The sequence below is a fragment of the Bacillus sp. FJAT-26390 genome (assembly GCF_001682865.1).
GTDB lineage: Bacteria > Bacillota > Bacilli > Paenibacillales > Paenibacillaceae > Pristimantibacillus.
On sequence record NZ_MAQX01000022.1, the window covers coordinates 673,147 to 693,174 of the forward strand.

Sequence of the window (20,028 nt, forward strand, 5' to 3'; positions counted from 1 at the left end):
ATCCGCGGCTGGGTAAAAGCGCCTTTCCTTCAAAGGAGGAGGAGAAAGTGGGAAACGAATTTTATAAGCTTAGCGTCGGCGAAAGAGTATTCAGAATCGTCAACTATTTGCTTCTTATTGCGCTGTGTTTATCGATTATTCTACCTTTTTTAAATATTTTTGCACTTGCTTTTAATCCCGGTAAAGACGCGGAAAGAGGCGGTATTTACTTCTGGCCTAGGATTTGGTCCTTGGAAAACTTCCAAAAGGCGTTTGAAACGTCGAACATTACAACTGCTTTTGGCATTTCCGTTTTTCGTACGGTTGTCGGTACGATCACAAGCGTTTTTCTGACTGCGGCAGCAGCATATGCGTTAAAGAGCAAAACGTTGCCTGGCGGGAAGTATATTATGATGCTCATTTTCTTCACAATGCTGTTTGGCGGGGGAATTATTCCCTACTACATGCTGCTCAAATCGATTCATTTGACTAATAATATTTGGGTTTATGTCATTCCAAGCTTATATAGCGTATGGAACATAATCATTATGCGTACATTTTTTCAGCAAATTCATCCGAGTTTGGAAGAATCGGCACGAATTGATGGATACAACGACTTTTCGATCTTCTTGCGTGTTATTATGCCGCTCAGCCGACCAGTAGTAGCAGTTATTGGCCTGTTTAACGCTGTTGGCCATTGGAACGATTGGTTCACCGGTGCTTTTTACATTCGTAAATCGTCACTACGCCCACTGTCTACGCTGCTGCAAGAAATGCTGATGAGCGCGGAAGCAATGCGGGATACGCTCAATCAAGCTGCCGGCCTTAGATACGATATGCTTGAAAAAATGCAGGTTACAGGTAATTCGCTTAAAATGGCAACGATTATTATAGTCGTCACTCCCATTATTCTTATTTATCCATTCGTGCAACGCTATTTTGCAAAGGGGATTATGATCGGTTCAATAAAAGAGTAAATCAGCCCAGGAGAGAGGAAAAGAAAGATGAACATATTGAATCCTTACGTGGAAATGGGGACTTGGTTAAAAGGAAGCTTTCATAACCATACGACGAACAGTGATGGCTGGTTTCCGCTTGAAACTGTTTATAAAATGTATGGCGGCTATGATTTTCTCGGTATTTCTGATCACGATAAAATTACGAAACATGAAGGTGAAAGGCAGATTCCGACCGTTTTCGAAGCAATAGAAGTTAGTAGTCGGCAAACGCATATGTTGCTAGTGAAACCGCCGCAGGTCATCATGGAAAACTACAGCAATGCGTTTACGATTGAAAATTATCAGCGTTTTGTGGACCTAACTGCAGCGAACGACGGCTTTGCAGTGCTCGTGCATCCCAATCGGTATTTCTCTAATTTTTGGGAACTGGAAGATATGCTTAAGATGAAACGATATCTTGGGATTGAGGTCTATAACGGGGACGGAAATCCAGAGTACGATATTGCGTTCGACAAGTGGGATGCTCTGTTGACCGCCGGTCGTAAAGTATGGGGGTTCGGCAATGACGACTCACACTTATATGGCCAAGAGAAGCGGGCTTGGAACGTGGTCAGAGCTAAAGAAAATACGAATGAGGCTATCATAGCTGCGATTAAAGAAGGCAACTTCTATGTATCAACGGGGTATGGGTTTGATGCGATCAGAGTGGAAGGCAACACCGTAGTTGTTGATCTTCGATCTAATGATTTGCTTGATAAAATGTACAAATACGTTACGTTCTTTGGCAAGGACGGACAGGTGCTGCAAGAAACGACTGGGCGGATCAAGCAAGCGAAGTATGCGTGCAAAGGTGACGAAGGTTACGTCCGTATAGCTGTTTATTTGGAAGGCGGATATTCCGCGTTTTCGCAGCCATTATTTGTTGAAAATGATTGAGCTTTAGGTCGAGGAGGAGTTAAGGTGGCGCACAACAAATTAAGATTCCGATCAGACGGAACCTTTACGATCGTTCAATTTACCGATATGCACATCAAAGATGGAATTGAGCCTGAAAAAGATGTTCAGACGTTAGCGATTATGGAGCAAATCATTGCGTCGCAAAAGCCGGATTTGATCGTCCTTACCGGTGATGTAATATCTAGCTATGATGTAGAGGACCCTGAGGGAACATTCCGCCGCGCGATTGCTGGCGTAGCCCAGTCAGCTATTCCGTTCGCTGTTATTTATGGCAATCACGACTCAGAGAAAGGCATTACGCGTCAACGATTAAATGAGATTTCAAACGATTATGCGAATAACTTATCAGAGGATGGCCCTGAGGATATACATGGAGTAGGCAATTATGTACTTACCGTTGCAGGTTCTATGAATGGAGAGGATGATGCCGCTGTTCTGTATTTTTTTGATTCGGGAGATTCGGCGCCGGAGTCCGTTGGCGGATACGAATGGATTCATTCGGATCAGGTTCATTGGTACTGCAAGGAATCGAGCCAGCTTGCTCAGAAGAATGGCAGCGTATTGCCGGGGCTCGCATTTTTCCATATTCCAATCCCGGAATATGAGCAAGTCTGGCGGGAAGGCACGAGTGTAGGCAATAAAGGCGAGGAAGTCTGCTGTCCCAAGTTGAATAGCGGCTTATTCACGGCGATGCTGGAGCAGGGAGATGTCATGGGAACCTTCGCTGGACATGATCATGATAATGATTACGTAGGCGTGCTGCATGGGATTCGATTATGCTATGGGCGTGTTACCGGGAACAACACTTATGGGGAGCTGGAGCGGGGAGCAAGAATCATTACCTTATTCGAGGGAAAGCGGGAATTCGATACGTGGATCAAAGTAGCGGAACAGATTTAAGCTTATTAGGCTTAGTTTTCATGGCTGGGTAATGATGTAGAAGGGATTATGAGAAAGTTTGTCGTAGCGGAAGTATTTCTTATATAATCCTAATAGATGAAAGAATATACTTCCTTGAAGGGTGAATAATGTGCAACCAAAAATCAAAGATGTGGCCCGAGTAGCGGGAGTTTCAGTTACAACCGTATCCAGAGTGCTAAATGGCGAAAGGTATGTGAAAGACGATCTCAAAGAAAAGGTCAATCAAGCAATCGATCAATTGGGATACGCTCCGAGTCAAATCGCCAGAAGTTTGGTGCGTAATAAAACGAATCTCATTGGGGTTATTGTGCCGGATCTTACCTCAAGCTTCTATTCGACTATTTTAAGCAGCATCGAAGAAGCGGCTAGCACGAATGATTATAACCTATTGGTGTGCAATATCATCGAGGACATAGATAAAGAACTAAAATATATAAATGTGTTTCAGGAAATGCGGGTAGAAGGCATCATTATTATGCATGAAAAAATCAATGAGGAAATCACTGCTCTGATTCATAAGATGAATATTCCCGTTATTTTTTCTAGCGTCAAACCGATGGACCAAGATATCACTTCTGTAATCATTGATGACTACAAGGCGGCTTACGATGCTACGAAATATTTGATTGAGCTTGGCCATGAAGAAATAGGGTTTATCGGCGGCGACATGCGCGATATTACATCGGGACAAAACCGTTATAGCGGATACAGAAATGCATTGTCGGATCATTCCATTAAAATCATATACGAAAATATCCGGTTCGGTGATTATAAAGTGAAAAGCGGCTACGAGCAAATGAAAGATATGCTTCGTAATAAAAAGACGCCTACGGCTGTTTTTGCCGTAAGCGATGATATGGCTGTCGGAGCGATGAACTGTATTTGGGATCATAACCTTCGAGTACCGGAGGATATTTCCATTATAGGTTTTGACGGAAGCCAACTGACAGAGCTCGCACGTCCGAGGTTAACCTCGATGGAGCAGCCTATACATGACATGGGTAAAGTGACGATGGCAGCGCTGCTTAAACAAATTAGGAATAAGGAAACAGCAGCCGAGGATATCATTATGGATCATAAGCTAGTTGTCCGTGAAAGCTGTATAAGAAGAGATTCATAGGGAGTAGCGAGTACATCAGTGCATAATGGAAATAGATGGAGATGAGGCACCATTGAAAAATTACGATGTTATCGTGATTGGAGACGCGAATATCGATTTAGTCGTTGAGGGCTGCAATGAGCTGCCGGCACCTGGACAAGAGGTGTTCGTTAAAAATATGTCCATCCACATCGGAGGCGGGGCAGCTTTGTTTAGTCTGGCGACAGCCAAGCTAGGCTTAAAGGTTGCCTTTAACGGTGTACTGGGCGACGACGGATTTGGTCAGCTTATAAAGGATCAATTTTCTCAATATGGAATCGATACCAGCTTTATTAAAAAGAGCAGCAGCAATACCGGCATTTCTATTGCTATTAACCCGGAAAATGATCGTTCCTTTATTACATATGCCGGTTCAAACGCCGAACTTAGCTTGCAACAGCTAGACATGAACAGTGTTTTATTCGGGCGTCACGTTCATTTAACTTGTTATAAAGGAAGCCGTAATCATGCTGAATTTTTGGAAACGGCAAAAAAACTGAAAGCGCTCAACGTTACGACCTCTATTGATATGGGATGGGATGACACCGGGGAATGGTATCCGGGTGTTTTTGAATTAATGAAGGATATCGACGTCTTCTTCATGAACGAAACGGAAGCGCTTCATTACACGGGCTGCGCAACGGTAGAGGAAAGCCTTAGCGTGCTTGCCGATCACAGCAACCATATCGTAATCAAATGGGGTTCGAAGGGTGCTGTGTCATCAGTGGGCGGGCAGCAGACATATCGATCGAGCTTTCCCGTCCGGGTCGTCGACACGACGGGAGCGGGCGATTCTTTTAATGCCGGCTACATTTACGGGTACTTGGCAGGCAAAAATCCAGAAGATTGCTTGATTTATGGAAACGCTTGCGGAGCTATGTCCGTTAGTGAATACGGCGGCAACACAGGGACGACAAACATACAGCTGCTAGAGAAATTTATCGCTGATAGAATTGGCGATACAAACGTAACGATGGAAACCAAACAATGAAAGTATGAAACGGCAGTTTTTATATGCCAAAAGCTATCTTACGCGGTTGTTTGAATTAAAGGCTGATAATTTGCAAATCGACTTTGAGCCGGACACTTTCAGTCACTGCCTTAACGTGCCAGAAACGCTGCATTACGCGGGCATCAAATATTATTACTATTGCCGCGGCCATAACAATGATAGGCATCATTTGTATCGCTGGATGGCGCCTTCTGGTCGATTTGGTTGATGCATCGAGAAATCAGCAATTGATCGAACAATCCTCCCATTCTCATCATCCGCTTCAATACCTCTCTGTGACTGCAGGTAATGGAGAGTGGCCGACTACTCGAAGCTTCTTCCAATTGATTGAAGGCACTATTGCGATAGCAGCAATTAAGATGCCGGAGGACAATCAAGCCGGCAAACGGTGGATCGTTCTGGTATATGAAACGGAAGGTGAGACGACCACGTTAAAACTGAATCTATTCCGCAAGGTGAGCAAAGCTTATTTCGTAGATACGCATGAACGTCCAGTTGCTGAAGGGGGGGTTACTATAGAGGATTCCCTGATAGAATTTGAAGTTATGGCGCATGCTGTTGCGAGCATATGTATTGAATTTGAGCATGGGGGCTAACGCTTCCATTACGTATGCCACTAATGGCTCTGATAGGCAAAAGAAGAATGAACAAAATTTTCGCAACGATATCGCCGCTGTATTTGCTCCTGCACCATCGCCACTGCTGATGTTACAAACATCAGCATACTTACTATCCACGTACGATTCGTATTCATCTACTAGAGGCAGCTGCCAACAATCTCACCGAACGACTCAATAGCATATTCACACAAAAGCATCAACTGATTCATGAATGGTAAACGCCATTATATTCATTTATTACCAAAACTAATAAATTTCTCGGAGTTGCATCTGAATTTATTATCTAGATTTATTTAGGAGGTAATATGTTGAGCAAGAGAAATATGAGATGTGTTAGCTTGATTCTGATTGTGAGCTTGTGGGTTAGCTGTATCTATATGGGCATTCCGAATAGGGTTGTTTATGCTGACGAAGGCAGTCAGCCTACGACGGCAGCTGGATTAGTAGGTGAATGGAAATTTGACGAAGTGTCAGCGGGTGGCATGACACCGGACTCGTTGTTGCGCAACAATGCGACGCTTACCGGCGCTGCATTAGGAAGCGGCAAGGTTGGCAAAGCCTTATTGTTAAATGGTTATGATAATTACGCCACAATTCCGAATCAAAATTTGATAAATACAGGCAGTGATTTTTCCATAAGCCTGCTTGTTAATTTCAATTCGCTCTATACGAATCGAGACGTTGTCATTGTTCAGCAGCAAGGTGAAGGGGGAGAGACGCTGCTGTCGCGTAGACCGGATGGTAGAATACAATCCTCACTTGGTGGAAAAACGACAATCGGAGACACCTTAATTGAACCCAAAAAGTGGTACCATGTTGCCCTTAGCAGAGAGGGGGAGCAGGTTAAGCTTTATGTCAATGGTGCGCTCGAAAAGGTAACGGACGATACGTTATTGGTATCGAATAGCGGTGAATTTCGGATTGGAGCCGATCGGGAAGCGGCAGTGACGAATGCATGGCCGGGGTACATGGACGAATTGAAAATTTATAATAAGGCGCTGACGGATGAAGAAATGAAGCAGGTTCCAGGCTTTAGCTGGCCTATCATTTCATTAAAAGGCGCTTCAGAAATGAATTTGTCTTTGAACGATACCTATGCGGAGAGCGGAGCAACGGCTTCCGATTCATCGGACACAGATATTACGGGCAGTATTCAAATGACTGGTCAAGTCGATACGAGCAAAGGCGGTATATATAAAGTCAAATATACGGTTTCTAGCCTTGAGGGAGAATCGGTTTCCAAAGTGCGGACGGTAACGGTTATACCACCCAAAACGTTATCTCGCGCCAGCCGGGTATTGATTGACAAAGGACTGCAAATGCAAACGTGGATGACAACGGACGATACGGGCAGAAAATATGCAACTGCAGATGAGTGGAATGGAAGTCATTTCACTACAGCTACTTATTACGAATTTCCGGGCTACAACGGAACGTTCCATGCAAACGTACCTGCAGCGCAATGGTCATTTGTGAAAGGGTCAGCCGGATTTTGGGGAGCCTTGAAGGGCCCGGAAGAAAAAGATAAGAACGGTTTCCTGACTGAGCCGCAATTAAAAAATTTGAATAATCTCATTACGATATCTTTTGGAGATGAAGAGCTCTACAGTCAGAACATGTTGAAAATATTTACCGATTGGTTCAAATTGAGCCATGACCTTTATCCGAATGTACTTGCACACAGCAACCAACAATCGCGCCAGTGGCAAAGGGATGATTATGAGACATACATTCGTACGGCTGAACCCGATTTGCTCACTTTCGATGATTATTTATTCACGACGACAGGCTCAGACAATAATCATTTTACAACGATTGTAAATAACATCAATGACCAAAGAACGATCGCACTGAAAGGCTATGACGGAACCGGTCAAAGTCCGATCGCTTTCGGGCAATATTTGCTTGGCTTTAAGACAGGGGTAAATTCAGGTGACACCGGTTCATATATGATAACGGAATCTCAAATTTATAGCGTTCCTTTTGCTACCCTGACGCTGGGCGGCAAATGGCTCAGCATGTTCCGTTGGGAGTATGACAGCAACTCTTTCTTGTTGTTCGACAAGGATGGCAAGCCTACTGAACAATATCATCAATACGCCGAAATGGCCCGACAAATTAAAAACCTCGGACCGCATCTTGTTCGGTTAAACAGCACGGACGTCTCTTTTGTACCGGGGCAGCATGTTGGTGAAAACGGAAATATATCGAAAAACCTAACGCCCAGGGAAACCCCGGTATTCGATAAGAATACCCAGTTGAAGCACCCCTATCTAAGGAGTGTAGCTGCGAAAAATACTAGCGTGGTCGCAGGCGACACTGGCGGCAAAGACAAGCTTAACGGCGACGTTTTGCTCGGTTTCTTTGAGCCGTTGCCGGATACTGAAGACTTTTTCAAATCGGATGATATGGAATATTTTATGGTGATGAACGGATTAACCTTAGGTAACGGGAAACCGGTAGGGGAGCAGCACGGTAAGGGCACGGAGACCGAACAAACGATTACGGTAAAATTAAATCTAGCTAAATACGATACGGATGCCATTAAGAAGGTAAGTAGGCTTACAGGGCAATTAGAGCCTGTAAATTTGAAGCCGATTGGCGGAAACCTTTATGAACTGGAAGTCGTTCTGAACGGCGGAATTGCCGATTTATTCCAATTGGATAAAACAAAGGTCAATGCAAATTACATTGCTGCGGATTCGATTAGTCTTCCTGCGTCATTCGATATGGATGCGGGAGAGTCAAAAGTGATAGACGCTGTCGTATCGCCTCCAAATGCAACAGAGAAAAAGGTGGAGTGGTACTCTTCGAATTCGCAGGTCGCGACAGTAGACAGCGACGGTAAAGTTAATGCTTTAGCTAAAGGCAAAGCAGTAATTACGGCAATTACGGTCGATGGAAACAAGAAGGCAACGGTTGCCGTCACGGTATCTAGTATGACTGTTCCTGTAACTGGAATTACGGTTACCCCATCTGCTGCAAAGCTCTACACGGAAGAGACGATGAAGCTTTCGGCAGTGGTCTTGCCGGACAATGCGACAAACAAAGCATATGAGTGGTTCAGCAGCAACGTGAATGTAGCAACAGTAGATCAAAATGGTTTCCTCATTGCCAAGGCTCCAGGCTCGGTCGATATTACAGCAAAAACATCAGATGGGCTTTTTCAAGCCAAAAGCACGATAACGGTGTTGAATGCGGATAGCGAGGCGTCATTGTCAGAGTTCATCGTCGATGGAGGAAGAAGGAACATTTCGTTTGATAGCGAGATTTTTAATTACACGACAACGATCGATTCAAAGGTAGATACAATTGCGATGCAGCTACGGCTGAAAAACAATGGCACCATTAAAGTAAACGATACATCAGTCAAGAGTGGACAGCTGATTACAGCGAAAATACCGATGGGGAACAGCAAGATCGTCATCGTGACCACAGCGGCGGATGGATCAACAACGAAGACCTATACGCTAACGGTCAAACGGAATAAAAATATTGCGCTTGAAGCTACTGTTGCAAGATCGACGTATTTGGATCATGGGCATGATTACAGCAGCAACGATTACGATGACGCCAGCGAGCATTCACCGTTTAAGTACATTGACGGGAATGTTGAAACTTATTTCCAAAGCGCAGCTATTACAGAGCTTAACACAAAGGGAGAGTTTAGTCCGGCACATCGAATTATGCTGCAATGGGACGATGATAATCTTCAAGATTTCAATAAGCTTGTCCTAGTCGTCAATCATGCACAGCAGCAAGGGTTGACTGTCATGGATACGCAGACGTCCGTAGACGGTACCAACTGGGATGAGCTAAATAAAAGCGCCTACAAACCAACTTGGCAAACAGACAGTCCGGACATTTACGAGAAGGTAACGATAGATCTGCCGAACTACAAAGAATATTACGGCAAAGACTACAAAGGGCTAAAGGGCATATATTTACTGCTGTGGGCAGCAAATTTAAATGCGGACCACAAATATGCCATCAGCGAGTTCGAACTGTATAATGAGCAGGATGCGACAGAGCCAGTTGTGCTGACTGTAAGCGAGGAGCCTGAGCATCCAAATGATTCTTTGGTCGCTGACTGGGTATTCTCGGAAGATAATGTGCTGCCTGGAACATCCATCGCAGCGGGCAACTTGGTTATTAAAGATAGAAGCGGTAATAACAATGACCTAAGAATGGCCGAAGCTAGTAATCCGACAGATAAAAGGCTGTCTTTTACTGCAGACGGTGCTCTTGCTTTTGCAAATGCTAAAAAAGAAGGACATTATTTAACTACAGTAAAAGAGGCTCCAATCAATACCGAAACGTTCAAAAATGGCTTTACGATTGAAGCGGAATTTAAGCTTGGCTCAAGTATTAATGATTGGATGGGGATACTGACCCGCCAAGGAAATAACACCTTTGATCCTGGCGAACAGGAGCCGCTGTCTACTCTCTCTATATCAAGTATTCGGGAGGTTCAGTGGGCGAGCACGCAAGGGAACTTGAGCTCGAACGAGCTCCAGTCGAACTGGTCGAACTCGCTTTCCTATATTAAGGCATGGGCGCAGTCAGAGGAATACACGCATGTTGCGGTTGTGAATGATGGCTCGAAGACGCGATTATTCCTCAACGGCGTGGAATCTATTCGCAATCCTCAAACTGACGGAATCATTAATGGGATCGCGGCCGAAGTGGGCAAGGGGTGGAATGTCGGAGCTTATGAATGGGATGGAGCACCTGACAGCCTCTTTTTAGGGAAGATCAAACACATCCGGGTAACGGATAAAGCTTTGGAAAAGAACGAATTTTTTAAAACGGAATTCCATTACACAGTAGACTATGGGACGAACGAAGATCTGCCGATGTTTGCGCCCGATACGTATACGTTTGCGATCATCCCGGATCCACAGTACGTCGTGCAGTCAAAACCGGAAATTCTTGAGAAACAGCTGCAGTTTATTGCAGACAATCATCAAAGCAAGAATATTGCAATGACGGTGAATGTTGGCGACACGACCCAAAGCAGCGCGGCCAAAGAATGGGCTTCCGCCGACAAAGCATTTAAGATTTTGGATAATGCCAAAGTCCCATACATTGTTACGCGGGGTAACCATGATACGAACGGTAACGGTTATATAAACACGATGGGTCCCAAAAGATTTTCCGAGACGGAGCACTTCAAGGGAGCTTCTTATTCCGGCTTAAGCACTTATTCGATCATAACCGCCGGCAGCTACAAGTATATGTTCCTTGCGGTAGACTCAGTAGGGAACAATTCTAGCAACACGACCGAAAGAAACTGGGCAAAAACGGTGCTTAACGAGAACCCGAAAATCCCAACAGTCATTTTCTCGCATAATATTATGACTATAGACGGCAATGGTCAAGTGAGGGAAGGTGGTCAGGGCAGCTTATTTTGGAGGGATCTTGTCGAAAATTATGATCAAGTATTCATGATGGTCGGCGGCCATTTCAGCGGTGCTGGTCTGAATGTGAAGAAGAAGGACAATGGGCAAGACGTTTTGCAAGTATTAGCCGATTATCAATCTGATATCGCTGGCGGAAACGGTTGGACTTCTTTCTTTGAATTTGATGAAAAGTCGAAGGAGATTCGTGTTAAGACGTTCTCGCCCTATGTAGACAGCATTCCGGTAGGTGAGCGCTCATACCTTGATACGAAGTTCCTAATTGGTCCCGGGGACAGGTACGACATTCCGTTCGATTTCAGCAGCAGATTTCGTTTTGCGAAAAAAGATATCATAGAGGTAAGCAATCCCTCAACAATATCCGTGTCAAATGGGACACCATTTAACTCAATTGGTTTACCTTCAACGATCAAAGCGAAGCTAGTGGACGAGAGGGAGCAGGACGTTTCCGTTGCTTGGCAGCAGGGTGATTACAATGCAACTGTTGCCGGTACGTATACGGTTACGGGCATATTAAAGCTCACGGACGAAATTTCCAACACCACCAGAAAGACGGCAAGTATTAGGATAACAGTAGCATCACCGGGAGTAGTAACTCCAGATTTGCCAATCGGCAATGGCCCAATTAAACCGAGCGTTGATAGTAGAACCGGAGAAGCAAAGGCAGTGGTAGCTGAGCGAGACTGGATTAATGCTCTCCGTACATCTGTAGCTGATGCTAACGGTGTGAAAACCGTTAAATTCGAGGTATCGAAAGCCGATAAAGCAAAAGCGTATGTCGTGGAGCTTCCAAAATCAGCGCTTAATTCTGATCAAGCCATTCATATGATCGAGGTTACGACTGAATTTGGAACGATAACTGTACCTGCCAATATGCTAAACGGACAGGATCTGTCCGGAGCGAAGACAGTAGCGCTGGTTATTGCCAATGTTGACCAAACATCTCTAGATCGAGCCTTGCAGCAACAGATTGGAGCAAGGCCGGTAATCGAAGTGGATGTTTATATCGATGGAGCTGTGGTTGCTTGGCATAATCCGCAGGCTAGAGTGAAGGTTTCTGTGCCTTATAAGGCGTCTGATGCCGAATTAGCAGATCCGGAGCATATTGTTGCAGGTTATATTAACAGCACAGGCAAAACAATCGTTGTACCTAACAGCAAATATGATTCGGCTACAGGAAGGATTACATTTACGACGACTCATTTCAGCAAGTATGCTGTTATGTTTGTCCATAAGACGTTCGCTGACCTTGAATCCGTGAAATGGGCTAAAAAGCAAATTGAGGTGCTGGCGTCCAGAGGAGTTATCAATGGCATTTCTGTTACCAATTACAGTCCATCAGCTTCAATAACGAGGGCAGACTTTATCGTACTTCTCATGAAGGCGCTTGAATTGACTGCTCCAATCGACACTGGATTTTCCGATGTGAACGCTTCGGCTTATTATTATAATGAAGTGACGATGGCCAAGAAGCTTGGAATTACCAAAGGCAGCGGAGACAATAAGTTTAATCCGCTGCAACAGATTACAAGACAGGATGCGTTCGTTCTTCTGCATAAAGCAATGATGGTTGCGGGTAAGAACCTGAACGCTGGAACCTCAGCAGATCTGGCTCGTTTTATCGACAAAACAGACGTTTTCAATTATGCGGCAGAAAGCTTATCGGTTATGGCCCAAAATGGACTCTTCCAAGGCAACGGGAATTCCATTCATCCGCTAGCGTCATTAACTAGAGCGGAGTCGGCGGTAATTCTGTATAACATGATGAGCAAGTAACGAAGATAGAAGCGCCGCTCGGGTTGAACTGGGCGGTTCTTTCTATTCATTATTAGCGTGTTATGAATGATATTGTAAACCAGGATAGAATCCATTATACTGACTTCAATTGCCATATGATAACGATTACAATAAAACGTCTTAGTCCATTTATGGTATCGATACCATATCGGATTTTAGGCAAAGTGTGTGAGCATTTATTCCAAAAGAAAGTATAAGATAACGGCATACTAGAGGAGTGACGATATGAAAACGATGATGATTCAAGGTGTGAACAAGGCGATGTCCCGACTGATCATGGGAACGGGGGATCTCAGAGTATTAGACGAAGCGAAACGGTTGATGCTCGATGCTTACATTGAAGCTGGCGGCAACGTGTTTGATACCGCTCATCAGTACAGGGGAAAAGAGCAAATTTTAGGACAATGGCTGGCTGAGAAGAAGATAAGGGAAAAGGTAGTCATTATGACCAAAGGCGCTCATCATGATGACGGCAGTCCAGGGCCGCGGGTGAACCCTCAAGCCATTCGGAAGGACCTGACAGAGAGCCTGGAGAGGCTGGGTACAGATTATATCGATCTCTATGCTCTTCATAGAGACGATCCGAGCGTAGAGGTAGGGCCGATTATCGAGGAGCTGAACGAGCATCTTGAGAGCAAGCGAATCCGCGCGATCGGCGCTTCGAACTGGTCCTATCAGCGAATTCAGGAAGCAAATGAATACGCGGCGGCACATCAATTAGTCGGTTTTAATTTTAGCAGCACGAACCTGAGTCTTGCCAAGGCAAATGAACCGAGATGGGAGGGCTGTGTTTCGGCTGACGAGGATACCTGCGCTTGGCATAAGCGTAATCAACTAACCCTATTGTCATGGTCTTCTCAGGCAGGCGGTTTTTTCTCGGGCAATTTTTCACCGGACAATCTCTCAGACGCGGAAATGGTAAGAGTATATTACAGCGACGACAACTGGGAGAGATACCGGCGCACAGTGAAGCTGGCGGAGCAGAAGCAGGTATCGCCGATACAAATTTCATTATCTTATGTACTTCATCAATCCTTTCCGACATGTGCGATCATTGGACCGCGCAATCCGGATGAGCTTCACGACTCGGTACTGGCTATGAATCTTCCCTTGACTCCTGCGGAAGTCGAATGGCTAGACTTGAAAAAAGAGGAGATTGCGCAATGATTAAACATCAATTAGCGGCTCAGCTCTATACATTGAGAAACGAAGTGAAGCAGGATTTTCCTGCTGTATTAAAACAATTAAGTGAGATGGGCTGGGCGGCTGTTCAGATCGACGGGCTTCATGGATATGAGGCACGAGACATTGCTGCAGTAATGAAGGAAGCCGGCCTAAGGACCGCAGGCATGCATGTCGGACTGGAGCGCATGAAAAATGATTTGGATGCTGTGCTTGAAGAGGCGCGCTTGTTCGATACCAAGGACTTCATTTGTCACTCATTGCCGGACGGCCTGCAAAATCCGGAAGGATATGCCAGTGTGAAGCGTGACTTGCTTGAAGTCGCAGCCAAAGTTAAGGGAGCGGGGTATCGCGTCGGCTATCATAATCATGATTTTGAATTCCATACATCCATTGATGGTAAATTTGCGCTTGAATACTTGCTTGAAGACCCAGCCATTTACGCGGAAATTGATACCTACTGGGTTCGCAAAGCCGGCCAAGATCCTTTGTCCTTCATCCGAAATTACGCGAATCGTATGCCGATTCTTCATTTGAAGGATATGACTGCGGACAGCAGGCAGACCTTTGCTGAAATCGGCTCCGGAGTCATCGACTTTGCACCGATTTTACAGTGGGGATTGCAAAGCGGCGTTGAGTGGTTTGCGGTAGAGCAGGATTACTGCCCGGGAAGTCCGATGGACAGCTTGGCTTTAAGTTTGGATTATTTATTAAATTTGGAGAAGACACTTGGTTAATATCTGCATGAGATGACGGGTATTGCCCTTATAAGATATTTCATAGACTTAATGGCCACGTCTTTAAAGCGTGGCTTTTTATATTTCTGTGGCTCCGGCATAATCGGATTCATTATTTGCAGGAACGGAAACAAGCTTCCGTTACGCAGACATTCAATACCGATCGTCACAACACCGATATTGTTTTCTTTCTATTAAAAGGATTAAGTTGCTATTGGGTTTATCTCTATCTTGTTCTATAATGAAGCGAGTTTACATGATTGCGAGGATCCATCACTTTTGAATAGTTTAGGAGAAGAACAAATGATGTCTGCAACAAAAAAATATGACCGCCTAAGATTAGTATTGCTGCTAGGTGCTTTTTCAGCGCTTGGCCCACTTACGATTGATATGTATTTACCGTCATTCCCGCAAATTACGGCTGATTTTGGAACCCAGGCTTCTCTTGTTCAGCTTAGTTTGACAGCATGCCTCATTGGCCTAGGGTTGGGTCAAATTATTATGGGCCCCTTAAGTGACGTTCATGGGAGACGCAAGCCCATTATTATTTCACTTATTTTCTATCTGGTTGCTTCGTTTGTCTGTGCGATTTCCCCGAATATTTATTGGTTTATAGCTGCACGCTTTATTCAGGGTTTCGCTGCCTCTGCGGGAATCGTTATTTCCAGAGCAATCGTACGGGATGTATACAGCGGAACAGAATTAACGAAGTTTTTCTCCATGCTCATGCTTGTAAATAATCTGTTTCCTATGATTGCGCCTATGGCCGGCAGCGGCGTGATCTCCTTTACAACGTGGGTAGGTGTGTTTTTCGTACTGAGCATTGTTGGATTACTGCTTGTTATTTTGGCAACGATGAATTTAAAAGAAACCTTGCCAGCCGAGAATCGGGTATCCGGCAACTTCGGAGAGCTGTTAGCCGGCATTAAAGCTCTGATTAAGGATCGGCAGTTTATCGGTTACGCGCTTGCACAAGGCATCATGATCGGGGGCGTATTTGCCTACGTATCGGGGACTCCGTTTGTTTATCAAAATATTTACGGAGCTTCTCCGCAGCTATTCGCCCTTTTGTTCGCATCCAATGGAATAAGCTTAATTATTGGTTCACAGGTCGTTGGGCGGTTCAGCCAATCGTTCTCGGAACGCAAATTTGTTATTCTTGGCTTGCTGCTGTCTTGTACGGCCAGTTTTGCAGCTTTGCTCGTTATTTTGTTGCAGGGTCCTTTGCTGGCACTCGTTATTCCGTTGTTCTTCTTTGTGGCGTCAATCGGCATGACGTCAACAGCATCCTTTGTCCTGGCGATGGGTTCGCAAAGTCAAAGGGCAGGAAGCGCATCGGCGCTGCTTGGCTTGCTGCCGTTTGTGATTGGGGCATGTACGTCACCATTAGTCGGGATTGCCGGAGAGTATTCCGCGGTACCAATGGGGATCATCATTTTGACCACTAGCCTGCTTGCCCTTATCGCTTTTTTTGGGCTCGCACAGAAGCCGCAAATTAAGCTTGCTAATAAACATATGGCATCGAAGGCTTCTCAATAAACACGGACATCTGGAGGACAGAGAATCCGTTATTAATGGAAATCAACTAATTATTATGATACTTGCGGACAGAGATTCCGTTATTTACCCATAAAAACACGAAATGGACTCTTTTGATGGATAATAGCGACTCTACTGTCCGCACACACGATCAAAACGAATAATTCGGACAAATAGCGGAACTTCAGTCCGCACGCATTAGAATATTGTTTTTTTAGGTTCGAAATCAAGCCATTGCGGCTGATTGTTTTACTCAAATTCGCATATCCATTTTGGGATGTCCGAATCTTTGAGCAAAGGGCTGAGATGCTTGCCCGGCGAGGACCTTAAGCGGTATATTCAGACGCCGTGCTCCCATGCTTTCGCTCCATGCGAGTGCTCTGCTACTATGTGCTCCGCCAAAAAAACTGCCGAAACCCTTGGTAACCAAGGATTTCGGCAGTTTTTTTGATGTAAGTTTCTACAATATCGCGGAGCAAAACAAGCGGTTCATAAAGAAAATGATAAAATTGAAGCTTGGAATCCATGTTATTTCTTGCACTCAACCATTAAGATGTCTTAGCTTGTCTGCGATATTCAGCCGGCGTAACCCCGGTGATCTCCTTGAAGACTCGTCCAAAGTGGCTGGAGTTAATATACCCGCTTTGAATGGCGATACTAGATACTCGTTCCTCACTGGTTTGAAGCAGATTCTTGGCGTGATCAATACGCAAATTGGTGACGTAATCCCAGAAGGTTACATGCAATTGATCCTTAAACAGATTGCAGAAATGATATTTGTTGATATCCAAATGGTCGGCTATTTTCTGCAGATTAATGTCTGTCGTATAATAGCGTTTACAAAACTCTACTGCTTTATCGATCAAGACACCTTGATGATCCGTTGTGTTTTTTGTAATCGTAACATCCTGTATAGCAGTAGAATACTGCAAAGCATCCTCATAGGCTTCCGGCAATTGCTGAGGGGGGTATTGGCTCTGGCTGGAACCTACCTTAAAAGGTTTATGGAAATAATTCATCAAGATTCGAATACAGCCTTGAACGAGTTGAGCATCCGTGTCTGCGTCCTTCGACGCATGAATCATAATGATTTCGTTAAGCTTGCGGAAAAAACTGATTCCTTGATAACCGGAATAAAGCAAATGGCTGTTCATTTCCTCCGTAATGCTAATTTTAATGACTTCCTCGATTTCCTCTGCTTTTAAATTTGACCCACCTAGCTGAAAAACACTGACCACGCATTGTTCCCAGCGGTTTTCCGCCATTTCTAAAAATTCATTTAAGTCATTTGAATCCAGTTTCCCAACTAGCAGCTTTTTCAAGGCGTTCTCTTCAAACAGTGGGATGGCTTTGGACAGGATGCTCTTATACCCGTTCTCGGCTTCAATCTCCTTGGTGACACGAAATACTTCCTTGATGAGTTCGCTTTGGATATAGGGCTTAAGCAAATAGCCGGATGCACCGAGCTTAAGCGCTTGGCGCGCATATTCAAATTCACCGTAGGCGGTTAGCAGAATAACTTTGATTGGCAGCTCTGCATCACGTACTTTTTCTAAGAGCTCCAGACCATCCAAGTTCGGCATTCGGATGTCAGAGATGATGAAATCGGGTACCCGGTCCTGGATGATCTCCCAAGCTTTAAGGCCGTTTGTCGCTTCCCCCAATACTTCAATGTTAGGAAAATGGTTTTCTAAAATTTTGTGAAGCGCTTGCGTCGTCAGTGGCTCGTCATCAATTAATAAAGTCGTTAGCATTCCGTACATCTCCCAATGACTTAGTTTTCGGAATAATCAGGGTGATTGTTGTTCCTTGTCCCCATTCACTCTCGATCATTAATTTGGCTTGAGATGAGAACCTCAATGCCATACGATTTGCAATACTCATTAATCCTATTCCGCTTGTACTAGTTGCTGTAGAGCAAAGCTCCTCATTGATTTTGCTTAACCGTTGCTCTGTTATCCCAATCCCGTTATCCTTAACGATTACGCGGATATGATCAGTCTCATTCTGAATAAGGAGGCTGATGATCCATATCCCATCCTTGCTTTCCAAGCCATGATAGATAGAGTTTTCAATAATGGGCTGAAGAATAAATTTGTTAATAGGGTATTCAAGCACACCGTCATCGGTTTGGCAAACGAATTGAAGACGTCCGTCATAACGGATATTCTGTATGCGCAAATAATTTTCTACAGAGCGTATTTCATCTTTCATTTGAACCATTTCGTTCATCTGGTATAACGAATAATGCAGCATTTCTCTAAGGGAATGCGTAACAAGCTCGATATCCTGATTCCTGCCAAGTATGGACAATGACGAAATAGACTGCAGCGTATTATAAAGGAAATGCGGATTCATCTTGGCTTGTAGGGCGCTGTACTCGGCTTCCTTCTGAAGAAGCTGTTGATTGATTGAATTAGCAATGAGCTCCTTCATCCTATCAAGCATATTGTTAACGCCTCGATTAAGGACCATAATTTCCTCGTATTCGGTTTGACGATCGATCCGGATGTCTAACTTGCCCGTGCCGACTTCTTTCATAAAGGCAACCAATTTTAAGATGGGCTGCGTCGTACGAATGGTGATGACGGAAGCAAGGACAATCGTAATGACGATCATGATAGTCAGAAGAAACAAGGTTGTATCACGAATTACAGACAGTTTCTTGTTGAACTGGGTGAAGGGAAGCATGCTTACGGTTTTCCAGCCTGTCACCGAAGAGGTTGAATAAGCGATAAGCATATTTGTGCCGTTCACCATACGAGTCCAGTGCCCTGAAGTATGTTGAAATAAGCTCTCCATATCCGATTCAGTCAGTATAAGAGAGGGGTCTGATTGGTAAATCACCTGTTTTCCGTCATCTACAACAAAAGATTGGATGCCAAGCTCTGTTTGAATCGATTTAAAAATGTTTTTGAGCTTATTGATGTTGTAATCGAATACAGCGACGCCATATAGATTTGGATTGGACGGATCATAGGCATCCTTAATGTTGGCAGCAATCGTAATTACGTTATTAAGATCGGAAGTACGACTGTAGTTATCATAATAATCAGGCTTATGAGCACCGTAGAATTTGATCTGCAGGGCATATTTCGTGTCCTTAAAATCTTGCCACACTTGTTTCAAAAAAGGTGACTCAATATTAATGGACTGGGCACTGTTGATATATTGCTTTCGATGGTCGTAATTGTAAATAAAGTAACCACGTATATCGGATTTCTCGGAGAAGATATTATTGAGCAAAATGGAAATTCGCGCACGGTCTTGTTGCGATTCATACACTTCGCCTTCTGTTATAGAGCCTTCAAGAATGGATATTAAATTCTGATCGATAGCGAGAAAGTGAAGGGAGTCCTTGACCTCATTTAAGTAAAGATCAAGACTCTGATTCACTTGGTTTGTGATTAAAGAGGTGCTTTTAATCATCTCTTTTTTCGTAAAGTTAGAGAAGGTTTGATAGCTGATAACGCCGAGAACGCTGAGAGAAACACATATTAACAGGGCGAAATAGAAGATGATACTTGACTTGAATGATTTAAATTTCATGAATTCACCTTCTCGAAATCGATCCTTTTGAGAATTTTTTGCTCGCTGCGCCTCGTATGAAGCTCATTTTTGCTCTGTGGACTTTGCGTTCCTAAGCTTTTCTTCCAACCAGTATAGTGCTTAAAATATTGAAAAACAATATGTCTAGAAATGATCCCAATATTAGAACATTAATGAAATATTAGAACATAAAATTCGTTTTTTATCGTGATTTAAGG

At 44.2% G+C, this 20,028-nt stretch carries 13 protein-coding genes and 1 pseudogene; 11 read left to right on the forward strand and 3 right to left on the reverse strand.

From position 1 onward, the window contains the following. Positions 1-47 precede the first annotated feature (47 nt). From A7975_RS20025 to A7975_RS34995, 7 genes are all read left to right on the forward strand, one after another. Positions 48-956 carry a carbohydrate ABC transporter permease gene (locus A7975_RS20025; RefSeq protein WP_053375011.1) on the forward strand — a complete coding sequence of 303 codons (909 nt, stop codon included), beginning with the start codon at positions 48-50 and terminating at the stop codon, positions 954-956. 27 nt (positions 957-983) lie between these two features. Further along, positions 984-1,874, forward strand: a complete 891-nt coding sequence (locus tag A7975_RS20030; protein WP_065386250.1) for a CehA/McbA family metallohydrolase domain-containing protein — start codon at positions 984-986, stop codon at positions 1,872-1,874. A gap of 24 nt (positions 1,875-1,898) precedes the next feature. After that, positions 1,899-2,795, forward strand: a complete 897-nt coding sequence (locus A7975_RS20035; protein ID WP_141680360.1) for a metallophosphoesterase family protein — start codon at positions 1,899-1,901, stop codon at positions 2,793-2,795. Between the two features lie 130 nt (positions 2,796-2,925). After that, complete coding sequence (locus tag A7975_RS20040) at positions 2,926-3,936, forward strand: LacI family DNA-binding transcriptional regulator (protein ID WP_053375013.1); 1,011 nt, start codon at positions 2,926-2,928, stop codon at positions 3,934-3,936. Positions 3,937-3,988: 52 nt separating this feature from the next. Continuing rightward, positions 3,989-4,945, forward strand: a complete 957-nt coding sequence (locus A7975_RS20045) for a carbohydrate kinase family protein (protein ID WP_065386251.1) — start codon at positions 3,989-3,991, stop codon at positions 4,943-4,945. Between the two features lie 4 nt (positions 4,946-4,949). Beyond that, entirely contained in the window at positions 4,950-5,174 is a 225-nt protein-coding gene (locus tag A7975_RS33745) for a glycoside hydrolase family 38 N-terminal domain-containing protein (RefSeq protein ID WP_141680361.1), read from the forward strand. Continuing rightward, complete coding sequence (locus A7975_RS34995; protein WP_255314383.1) at positions 5,122-5,562, forward strand: glycosyl hydrolase-related protein; 441 nt, start codon at positions 5,122-5,124, stop codon at positions 5,560-5,562. The genes A7975_RS33745 and A7975_RS34995 overlap by 53 nt, the downstream gene beginning before the upstream one ends. 63 nt (positions 5,563-5,625) lie before the next feature. Here the strand turns inward: A7975_RS34995 and A7975_RS35000 are convergent. Beyond that, positions 5,626-5,733: pseudogene (locus A7975_RS35000) on the reverse strand (hypothetical protein); the annotation flags it as partial. A 191-nt stretch (positions 5,734-5,924) separates the two neighbouring features. On the opposite strand from A7975_RS35000, the gene A7975_RS20055 reads away from it, so the two are divergent. From A7975_RS20055 to A7975_RS20070, 4 genes are all read left to right on the forward strand, one after another. Further along, complete coding sequence (locus A7975_RS20055) at positions 5,925-12,782, forward strand: LamG-like jellyroll fold domain-containing protein (RefSeq protein WP_176707768.1); 6,858 nt, start codon at positions 5,925-5,927, stop codon at positions 12,780-12,782. A gap of 246 nt (positions 12,783-13,028) precedes the next feature. Continuing rightward, on the forward strand, positions 13,029-13,970 hold the full coding sequence (locus tag A7975_RS20060) for an aldo/keto reductase (RefSeq protein WP_065386253.1): 942 nt from the start codon (positions 13,029-13,031) through the stop codon (positions 13,968-13,970). After that, entirely contained in the window at positions 13,967-14,722 is a 756-nt protein-coding gene (locus A7975_RS20065) for a sugar phosphate isomerase/epimerase family protein (protein WP_255314384.1), read from the forward strand. The genes A7975_RS20060 and A7975_RS20065 overlap by 4 nt, the downstream gene beginning before the upstream one ends. Before the next feature lie 306 nt (positions 14,723-15,028). Further along, the gene (locus tag A7975_RS20070) at positions 15,029-16,261 is read left to right on the forward strand and encodes a multidrug effflux MFS transporter (RefSeq protein WP_053377706.1); all 1,233 of its coding nucleotides are present in this window, start codon (positions 15,029-15,031) and stop codon (positions 16,259-16,261) included. A gap of 548 nt (positions 16,262-16,809) precedes the next feature. On the opposite strand, the gene A7975_RS20075 is transcribed toward A7975_RS20070, so the two are convergent. Both A7975_RS20075 and A7975_RS20080 read right to left on the reverse strand, forming a co-directional pair. Beyond that, entirely contained in the window at positions 16,810-18,015 is a 1,206-nt protein-coding gene (locus A7975_RS20075) for a response regulator transcription factor (RefSeq protein WP_065386254.1), read from the reverse strand. Next, the gene (locus A7975_RS20080; RefSeq protein WP_065386255.1) at positions 17,993-19,810 is read right to left on the reverse strand and encodes a cache domain-containing sensor histidine kinase; all 1,818 of its coding nucleotides are present in this window, start codon (positions 19,808-19,810) and stop codon (positions 17,993-17,995) included. The genes A7975_RS20075 and A7975_RS20080 overlap by 23 nt, the downstream gene beginning before the upstream one ends. Positions 19,811-20,028: the final 218 nt, after the last annotated feature.

Bases quoted from the DNA above. Each gene is read 5' to 3' on its own strand.
- A7975_RS20030 (WP_065386250.1), top strand. From the start codon at position 984: ATGAACATATTGAATCCTTACGTGGAAATGGGGACTTGGTTAAAAGGA.
- A7975_RS33745 (WP_141680361.1), top strand. From the start codon at position 4,950: ATGAAACGGCAGTTTTTATATGCCAAAAGCTATCTTACGCGGTTGTTT.
- A7975_RS34995 (WP_255314383.1), top strand. From the start codon at position 5,122: ATGATAGGCATCATTTGTATCGCTGGATGGCGCCTTCTGGTCGATTTG.
- A7975_RS20060 (WP_065386253.1), top strand. From the start codon at position 13,029: ATGAAAACGATGATGATTCAAGGTGTGAACAAGGCGATGTCCCGACTG.
- A7975_RS20065 (WP_255314384.1), top strand. From the start codon at position 13,967: ATGATTAAACATCAATTAGCGGCTCAGCTCTATACATTGAGAAACGAA.
- A7975_RS20070 (WP_053377706.1), top strand. From the start codon at position 15,029: ATGTCTGCAACAAAAAAATATGACCGCCTAAGATTAGTATTGCTGCTA.
- A7975_RS20075 (WP_065386254.1), bottom strand. From the start codon at position 18,015: ATGCTAACGACTTTATTAATTGATGACGAGCCACTGACGACGCAAGCG.
- A7975_RS20080 (WP_065386255.1), bottom strand. From the start codon at position 19,810: ATGAAATTTAAATCATTCAAGTCAAGTATCATCTTCTATTTCGCCCTG.